Annotated in this window: 3 protein-coding genes; 2 read left to right on the top strand and 1 reads right to left on the bottom strand. The window is 59.3% G+C overall.

Annotated elements, in window-relative coordinates; translation table 11 throughout:
* Positions 1 to 113 precede the first annotated feature (113 nt).
* The gene (locus QZY48_RS01860; RefSeq protein WP_295426955.1) at positions 114 to 1,808 is read right to left on the bottom strand and encodes a DEAD/DEAH box helicase family protein; all 1,695 of its coding nucleotides are present in this window, start codon (positions 1,806 to 1,808) and stop codon (positions 114 to 116) included.
* Between the two features lie 302 nt (positions 1,809 to 2,110).
* Between QZY48_RS01860 and QZY48_RS01855 the strand changes: the two genes are divergently transcribed.
* Complete coding sequence (locus tag QZY48_RS01855; protein WP_295426952.1) at positions 2,111 to 2,434, top strand: STAS-like domain-containing protein; 324 nt, start codon at positions 2,111 to 2,113, stop codon at positions 2,432 to 2,434.
* A 340-nt stretch (positions 2,435 to 2,774) separates the two neighbouring features.
* Positions 2,775 to 3,797 (top strand): hypothetical protein (locus QZY48_RS01850; RefSeq protein WP_295426949.1); only part of this gene is annotated, 1,023 nt, incomplete at its 3' end.

Raw genomic sequence — 3,797 nt, 5'->3', positions numbered from 1 at the left:
TTGAAGACGTGTGGTGTTCGCAAAGTGTTCGTGGCATAGGAAAGGGACACGGCATGTAGCCTTGGGAGCAGTCCAGATGTAGGATTTGCCCGATGCATCAGTAAGTGCGAATATTAGCAGAACTTGATGCGATTGCCCTGCAGTCGGAACAGGCGCACGGGCAGGGGTTCGCTGGGGTGGTCTGGTTCGCCCTCGGGGTTGAGCTGGAAATAGTCGAAGTTGTTCCAGCAGTCGATGATGAGGAAGTCCTTCTTGCGTGCGCCGGTCAGCGGGTCCTCATACAGGCGGGTGCCGCGGCCGATCATCTGCCAGAATTTGACCCGGCTGTAGACAGGCTTGGCGAGCATCAGGGTTTGAATTGGCGGCACGTCGATGCCGGTATCGAGCATATCGACCGAGATGGCCACCCGCGGCATGTCGCGGTGCTTGAAGTCGTCCAGGGTCAACTCGGCCCGTTCCATGTGGCTGTCGATGATCTCGGCCATGCCGCGGCGCTGGTAGTCCGGGTAAAGGGCATTGAATGACTCATAGAGCCGCTTGGCGTGGGCATGGCTGACGGCGAAGATGATCGCCTTGTGGGGCAGGCCGAGCACGTCCTTGCGGCACTTTTCCATGAACTCCCGGACCAGGGTCTGGTTGGTACCGATGTTGGTGATCGTCTTCTCCAGGTCAGTGCCCGCGAAGTCCAACTCTTCGATGTCGATGCCCTGCCTCGCCAATTGCTCACGGACCTGGGGCTCGGCGGCGAGGGGGATCTCCGATCCATGAATGCCGCGGACCTGGAAGCTGGTCTGGGCCTGGAGGACGCGGTGGGCGACCAGGTAGCCATCGGCTACGGCCTGCTCCAGGGGATAGTTGAAGGTCGGTATCCCGTCTTCGCAGCCGAAGAGCTGGAAGGTGTTGTGGTCGATGAAGTCGGTCGGGGTCGCGGTGAGCCCGAGTTGCAGGGCGTCAAAACGATCGAAGATCGCCTGATAACGGTTATAGATGGAGCGGTGGCTCTCGTCGGCGACGATCAGGTCGTAGTGGGCGACCGAGAACTGGCTGTAAACCTGCATCATGCTGGGATAGGTGGCGACATGGATGCGGGCGCCGGGGGCCAACTCCCCTGCTTCGAGACGGCCGACGCTCTCGTTGGGGAGGTGTTCCCGGATGGCGCCGATGGCCTGGCGAACCAGTTCGCGGCGATCGGCGAGGAACAGGATGCGCTGCGCCCGCTTGGCGCGCAGAAGCAGGTCGATCAGGGCGATGACGGTACGGGTCTTGCCGCTGCCGGTCGCCATGACCAGCAGAAAGTGGCGCCGGGCCTGGTCGATGGCCTCGGCCACGCGCCGGATGGCCTCGAGCTGGTAGTCGCGGCCGGCGATGGCGTGGTTGATTTCCACGCGGTGCAGCGGTTCGGCATACTGCCGCTGGTGGAGCAGCCGCTCGAGGTCTTCCCGTGAGAAGAAGCCGCTGACGCGCCGCGGGGGGTAGCGCTCACGGTCCCAGAACTGGATGGTCTTGCCGTTGGCGAGGAAGATGAAGGGGTCTTGGCCGAAGCGGCGCAGGATGTCGTCAGCACACCCGGCCGCCTGACGCTTCCCGGCAAGCTCGTCGCGGCTGCTGCGCTTGACCTCGACCAAGGCGAGCGGTTGCAGGTTCCTGGCCAACAGCGCGTAGTCGGAAAAGCCCAAGGTATCGGCACCGTCCTCGGCGATGCGGTGCAGGTACTCGGTCAGCAGGTTGCGCTCTTTCGCGCCCCAGCCGGCCTGGGCGAGTTGGACGTCGATGAGCTGCTGGCGGGTTTGGGCTTCGGTCGGCGTCATCCGGCGTTTTCACTGTTTCCGTAGGTGGTTGGGGGATTTCAGGCGCATCGGGCGAGGCGCGGGCGGCAAGGCGCGCACCGTCAGTGGCGACGCTTAACACCACCCGGCGCCGGCCAGCGGGTTGCCACCGCAGGGTGCCTTCCGGCAAGGAGTGACGATCACCCTAAGAATTGCGGGGCGATGGGCTTAGCAAGACGCGCATCGTCGAGTTGCCGTCGGCCCTTGATGGCATGGGGCCTATTTTCGTTCGATTCGAGTAGCTCTACTTTACTTTTTCCGCGTCGCGCCCGCATCATCGCGTTGTGAACATTACCTCACACCGCACCCACCTGACGCTCCGCACCCAGACCCAGGGTCGCCTCGCGGCCGTGCGCTCCGTCGCCGTGCCGGTCCGGGAGCAGGCCGAGGACGCGCTCGCGCAAGGGCGTGAGGTAGTCTTTGATTTCGCTGGGATCGAGGTGACCCAGTCTTTCATCGACGAGTTGGTGGGCGCCCTGATCCTGCGCCAAGGCCCCGCGATCCTTGAGCGGGTCGTCTTCAAGAACTGCTCGGACGACACCCGCGCCATCATCGAGTTCGTCGCGACCGATCGCTGCGACCAGTACTTGCGTACCCGTTCGCACTGATCCGCGGACCATACCGATGGTGTTGGCGTGGCGGGAACCGTCGAATTTTCGCTCCAGTGCGGGAAGCGGCCTGCGGACTTGATCCTGGTCCCGCCCCCTCTCCGATCGGCGGGATCGCCGGTCCGCGCAGCGGACCCTACGCATGGCGCCGGGCGCGGTGCGATCCGCGGCGTCGTCGGTCCGCACAGCGGACCCTACAGGCTCGCCATGACCGCCGCCCGTGCTGCATGAGCGACAGCTTTCCTTTCCCCGGCACTGGTTCAGCTTGCTTCCTGTTGACAACTTACTGAATAAGTTAAATAATTCTCCCTTATCCAGTAACCCAGCATAGAAATCGGTTATGCCTGAAAAAATGACCTGTCCCTATTGCGGTTCCGAACACTGTGAACCTTATAAGCACTATACAACACTTCAGAATGGAAACCGCTTGCTTTTTCAGTGTCCGGCTTGTCAAAGAATCTTTTCAGAGACAAAAGGAACCGTCCTGGAAGGGCTCAGAAAACCGATCAGTTTTATTGCTAAAGTATTTAAGATACGCACTGAAGGAATGGGTTTGAACGCGACCTGCCGGGCCTTAGAGATCGCCAAGAATACGCTTTTGCTCTGGGAACGTCGCCTGGCCGATACGAAACAGACGCTGCTCATTTATGCGTTGATGCATACCTTTTTAAGCCAAGTCATCGAAGGTGATGAGCTTTATACGAAGATCGGAAAGAATGTACCCGTAGAGGACTGTGAAGGCTGGACGATTGTACTCATGGAGCGTGCCAGTCGTTTCATTTGGACGATGCGATGTGGAAAGAAAGACAGAACATTATTTTACAAATCTATTCAGCTACTTAGAAATGTTATAGAGCGTAGCGACGACGTCACACTCGTGACTGACGGCGAACGGCGTTATGGCAACTTGTTGTTTGATATTTGCCATGAAGTCGTTCGCACTGGGAAGCGTGGACGCCCGCGGCGGGTACTTCGTCGCGGAGTCAAAGTCAGGCTGAAAAATAAAGGGAACCGCGCGCAACAAGCTGGGCACCCGCGCCCAAAATATGAAGCTCCTCATCCAGAACATCCCGACACCTGCCAAGACATGACGCCGAACGCGATTCAGGCGAACCGTCTAGAGGCGACGAATGCCTCCATTCGGCGTCGCAACTCGGCGTATCGACGCAAAACGAATACCTATGCCAAGAGTACAACGGGCCTGCAAAGGACATTGGACATTTTTTGGATTGCGCATAATTTTATTCGCACACATTTTACGACCAAGAAAGTTCCTGCAGTCGCGATCGGAATCATACAACAAGGGCTTTCATGGCAGGATATCTTTAGGCTTCGGCCATCCCTCAGCAATCCTTTACTTGCT

This window comes from uncultured Thiodictyon sp., assembly GCF_903828115.1.
GTDB lineage: Bacteria > Pseudomonadota > Gammaproteobacteria > Chromatiales > Chromatiaceae > Thiodictyon.
Note: the sequence above shows the minus strand (reverse complement) of the source record. Positions and strands in the feature narration are given on the sequence as shown.

Bases quoted from the DNA above. Each gene is read 5' to 3' on its own strand.
- QZY48_RS01860 (WP_295426955.1), bottom strand. From the start codon at position 1,808: ATGACGCCGACCGAAGCCCAAACCCGCCAGCAGCTCATCGACGTCCAA.